General features: G+C 43.4%; 7 protein-coding genes. 3 read left to right on the forward strand and 4 right to left on the reverse strand.

The features are described from left to right. Positions 1-951: RpnC/YadD family protein (locus tag F6K20_RS20095; protein WP_287295790.1), on the forward strand; the 951-nt coding region annotated here is incomplete at its 5' end. Positions 952-1,127: 176 nt separating this feature from the next. Here F6K20_RS20095 and F6K20_RS20100 read toward each other — a convergent pair. Both F6K20_RS20100 and F6K20_RS20105 read right to left on the reverse strand, forming a co-directional pair. Further along, positions 1,128-1,496 (reverse strand): clan AA aspartic protease, encoded by a 369-nt coding sequence (locus tag F6K20_RS20100; protein WP_271970027.1) that lies wholly within the window; start codon positions 1,494-1,496, stop codon positions 1,128-1,130. Then, positions 1,493-1,768, reverse strand: coding sequence for a hypothetical protein (locus F6K20_RS20105; protein WP_271970028.1), 276 nt, complete (start codon positions 1,766-1,768; stop codon positions 1,493-1,495). Before F6K20_RS20105 ends, F6K20_RS20100 begins: the two co-directional genes overlap by 4 nt. A gap of 498 nt (positions 1,769-2,266) precedes the next feature. On the opposite strand from F6K20_RS20105, the gene F6K20_RS20110 reads away from it, so the two are divergent. Continuing rightward, positions 2,267-3,259 (forward strand): RpnC/YadD family protein, encoded by a 993-nt coding sequence (locus F6K20_RS20110; RefSeq protein ID WP_287295792.1) that lies wholly within the window; start codon positions 2,267-2,269, stop codon positions 3,257-3,259. A 157-nt stretch (positions 3,260-3,416) separates the two neighbouring features. Here F6K20_RS20110 and F6K20_RS20115 read toward each other — a convergent pair whose 3' ends face one another. Further along, a complete protein-coding gene (locus F6K20_RS20115; protein ID WP_287295794.1) occupies positions 3,417-3,608 on the reverse strand; it encodes a hypothetical protein in 192 nt (63 codons plus the stop codon). Between the two features lie 27 nt (positions 3,609-3,635). Between F6K20_RS20115 and F6K20_RS20120 the strand changes: the two genes are divergently transcribed. Then, a complete protein-coding gene (locus F6K20_RS20120) occupies positions 3,636-3,935 on the forward strand; it encodes a MerR family DNA-binding transcriptional regulator (RefSeq protein WP_287295796.1) in 300 nt (99 codons plus the stop codon). A 14-nt stretch (positions 3,936-3,949) separates the two neighbouring features. On the opposite strand, the gene F6K20_RS20125 is transcribed toward F6K20_RS20120, so the two are convergent. Next, a complete protein-coding gene (locus tag F6K20_RS20125; protein ID WP_502708850.1) occupies positions 3,950-4,318 on the reverse strand; it encodes a clan AA aspartic protease in 369 nt (122 codons plus the stop codon). Positions 4,319-4,382 lie beyond the last annotated feature (64 nt).

Here is a 4,382-nt window from a genome sequence, read left to right on the forward strand (position 1 = left end):
TATTTTGAGTCATTTTTGCAGTTTTGTTTTCCCCAAGTACACACTCTGATTGATTGGAATCAGACACCCCAAGCCCTTGATACAGAGCTACAGCAGATAGTTGGTGCTGCTGAATCAGGAAAACGAATCGCTGATAAATTATTCCAGGTGTGGCTCTGTGGTGGAAATGAAACTTGGGTCTTGATTCATGTAGAGGTACAAAGCCAAAAAGAATCAACCTTTGCTAAGCGAATGTACCAATATCATTACAGGGCATTTGACCTGTACGAAAAACCTGTGATTAGCTTAGCGGTATTGGGAGATGAAAATGCGTCTTGGTCTCCATCGTCCTATGAATATGGCTTGGGAGGTTGTCGCCTGAGTCTAGAATTTCCGATAGTTAAATTATTGAACTATCAGTCAATGTGGCAGGTGTTGGAATCGAGTACTAATCCCTTTGCAGTAGTGGTGATGGCTCATCTAAAGACCAAAGCTACCCATAAACAACCAATGGAGCGCAAGCGATGGAAGTGGTACCTAGTTCGGAGACTTTTTGAACGAGGTTATAGTAAAAACGATATAGTGAAGCTGTTCCAGTGTATTGACCAAATGATGGCTTTACCGGAACAGTTAGAACTGGAGCTGAATCAAGAACTTGAACGTTATCAGGAGGAAAGACAGATGCCTTTGATTAGTCGAGTCGAAGAAAGGGCAATGAAGAGGGGTCTGGAACAAGGACTTCAACAAGGACTTCAACAAGGACTTCAAGAATCTCGGGAAGGCTTTCAAGGGACAGTAGTTAAAATTTTAGAAAAGCGGTTTGAATTGGTATCACCGGAATTGGTGGCAGCGATTAATGGCATAGAGGATATCTCTGTGTTGAAACAGTTGATTGATCACTCTCTTGAGAGTAACTCCCTTGAGGAATTTGAGCAGCTATTGGCACAACATCAGCTTAGTCAGGAGAATTGAAGACTATGGAAATGCGATTGGCCGTAGGCCACGCTACGCGATCGCATCTCTGATAGTGCTCACCTGATCGGAATAGTTAAACACAGGGAAGTCTGGGAGATGGGGAGATGGGGAGATGGGGAGGGAGCATCTTTTTCTAGATTATAATGATTATTATAATAATTTAATGGAAATGATTATAATGCTTCGATTATGACAGTGCCACCTTCGACAGCTTGAATCCGCAAGTCGTAGCCGTAAAGTAAGCTCATTCCGACCAACGGATCAGTTTCAGTTTCATTGACAGGAATGCTTTGGTATTCACCATCCCAGATTACAGTTGCCGCATATACCTCGAAGGTGGCTTCGCTACCATCACCCAAAGTTCCTCGCTCAACTCCAGTCCAAGGCAAATTTAGGGCAATGATGGTTTGGCGGGGCAAGCTTAAGAAACCTGTATAACCAGTATCAATGACAGCGTCAATCACTCGCCTTTGGGAATTTTCATTACCAACGACTAGCCGAATCGTTGCCTCACAGTTTGTATTTACTACACCGTACATCATACATGTTGTTTGAGGCTCCGTGCGCCGAAACGGTGAACAGCTCGATGCCCAATCCGAACAATCCAAGGCTGGGCATTTGGGAGTCGCTCAAACAAACCATTTGTAGCACTGAGAATATCATCAGCCAGCTCAAAGTCGCCAGTTTCAATGTCAATCGCTACGATTCTGCCATGATTGCCTGCTTCAACCAAAGGGCGTACTTTAGCCTGATAGATGTAATCTCCACGCCTAGCAAATTCTTCTTTGCTATAGCGAGGTTGCCGAACTACCATTGGTTTGACCTCTGTTCAAGATTAGCGCAGACCATGATTATAGCCTGAACTTAATGGGTGCATCTCAAAGTGGTAAATCTATAACTTAGGGAACTCGAAAGCTGAAGTCTTATCAGAAAGAACGACAGTATGGAAAAGCGTTCGCGTAGCGTGACCATTCGCGTAGCGTGGCCTAAAGGCCAAGGTCAATCGCTTTTCTAATACCAGTCAGCTGATGGGAATAGTGAAACACAGGAAACTTTAGAAGATGGGGAGTCATATCAGCAACTGGCTCCCCTTTTTACTGGCTGCATCCCTATTCCATAAAATTACTAAATTGTCGATTTCACTTATTTTATAAATCCTAGAGATTGCTTTCAGTAATTTTAGTATTAATCTCGCCATAATCTGCTATTTAACTATACAATGTACTACACTGAATACCATGACAGTAATGAGAGCATTTATCTCTTTTTGATGAGATGGTTTTTAGGATTAGTCTAGAATTAAAAAATAGAAATGAACGAACCCATAGCTGACTATGACAATCCTTGGAAAGAAGCATTACAAGCGTATTTTGAGTCATTTTTGCAGTTTTGTTTTCCCCAAGTACACACTCTGATTGATTGGAATCAGACACCCCAAGCCCTTGATACAGAGCTACAGCAGATAGTTGGTGCTGCTGAATCAGGAAAACGAATCGCTGATAAATTATTCCAGGTGTGGCTCTGTGGTGGAAATGAAACTTGGGTCTTGATTCATGTAGAGGTACAAAGCCAAAAAGAATCAACCTTTGCTAAGCGAATGTACCAATATCATTACAGGGCATTTGACCTGTACGAAAAACCTGTGATTAGCTTAGCGGTATTGGGAGATGAGAATGCTTCTTGGTCTCCATCGTCCTATGAATATGGCTTGGGAGGTTGTCGCCTGAGTCTAGAATTTCCGATAGTTAAATTACTGAACTATCAGTCAATGTGGCAGGTGTTGGAATCGAGTACTAATCCCTTTGCAGTAGTGGTGATGGCTCATTTGAAGACGAAAGCTACCCATAAACAACCAATGGAGCGCAAGCGATGGAAGTGGTACCTACTTCGGAGACTTTTTGAACAAGGTTATAGTAAAAACGATATAGTGAAGCTGTTCCAGTGTATTGACCAAATGATGGCTTTACCGGAAGAGTTAGAACTGGAGCTGAATCAACAACTTGAACGTTATCAGGAGGAAAGACAGATGCCTTTGATTAGTCGAGTGGAAGAAAGGGCAATGAAGAGGGGTCTGGAACAAGGACTTCAACAAGGACTTCAAGACTATCGGGAAGGTTTTCAAGAGACAGTGGTTAAAATTTTACAAAATCGGTTTGAATCGGTATCACCAGAATTGGTGGCAGCGATTAATGGAATAGAGGATATCTCTGTGTTGAAACAGTTGATTGATCACTCTCTTAAAAGTAACTCCCTTGAGGAATTTGAGCAGCTATTGGCACAACATCAGGTTAGTCAGGAGAATTGAAAAGTATGGAAACGGGCAAGATGCCCGTTCCACGCCTGATGCCCATTCCACCAATTTGATGTAGGGTGGGCAGTGCATCAAAAAGATAAAATTAGCTGCGGCATTGGGTGTTGCTAGGCACTGCCCACCACGGAATTAATCACTTGCAGCCACTGTATTAATTAAGTGATGGCAAGACCGGAATAGTTAAAAGAGAAGTTATGGAAATGCGATCGCGTAGCGTGACCTGCATGTCAATCACAAATGCGATCGCCTTTGGCGCGGCTTCGCCGATCGGCAAAAAATAGAAGTATTTTTTTAAAGCAATTCCCGGCAATTCCTTGCAATTACCGGCAATTTCTGTGATCATCTATAAAGAATCGCGCTAGCAGAGACTATGAGATATGTCCCACCCAGGAAAGCCCGCGAAATCCTCGGAGTGTCTGAACGAACACTCAGGTACTGGGAGCAGGAGGGTAAAATCAAAACCATTAGAACCCCAAGTAACCAGCGACGCTATGATGTCGATTCAGTGCTTGGAGAAGTCAAGAACAAACCAACAATCATCTACGCCAGAGTCTCTACCAGAAGACAAAAACAAGACCTCGAAAGGCAATCGGCGTTCCTTCAAGGGAAATTCCCGAACGCGGAAGTCATCAAAGATATCGGGTCACACTCACCTGATGGGAATAGTTAAACACAGGGAAATGATTATAATGCTTCGATTATGACAGTTCCACCTTCCACAGCTTGAATCCGCAAGTCGTAGCCGTAAAGTAAACTCATTCCGACCAACGGATCAGTTTCAGTTTCATTGACAGGAATGCTTCGGTATTCACCATCCCAGATTACAGTTGCTGCATATACCTCAAAAGTGGCTTCGCTACCATCACCCAAAGTTCCTCGCTCAACTCCAGTCCAAGGCAAATTTAGGGCAATGATGGTTTCGCGGGGCAAGCTTAAGAAACCTGTATAACCAGTATCAATGACAGCGTCAATCACCCGCCTTTGGGAATTTTCATTACCAACGACTAGCCGAATAGTTGCCTCACAGTTTGTATTTACTACACCGTACATCATACATGTTGTTTGAGGCTCCGTGCGCCGAAACGGTGAACAGCTCGATGCCCAATCCGAACAATCC

The organism is Moorena sp. SIO2C4 (assembly GCF_010672485.1).
GTDB lineage: Bacteria > Cyanobacteriota > Cyanobacteriia > Cyanobacteriales > Coleofasciculaceae > Moorena > Moorena producens.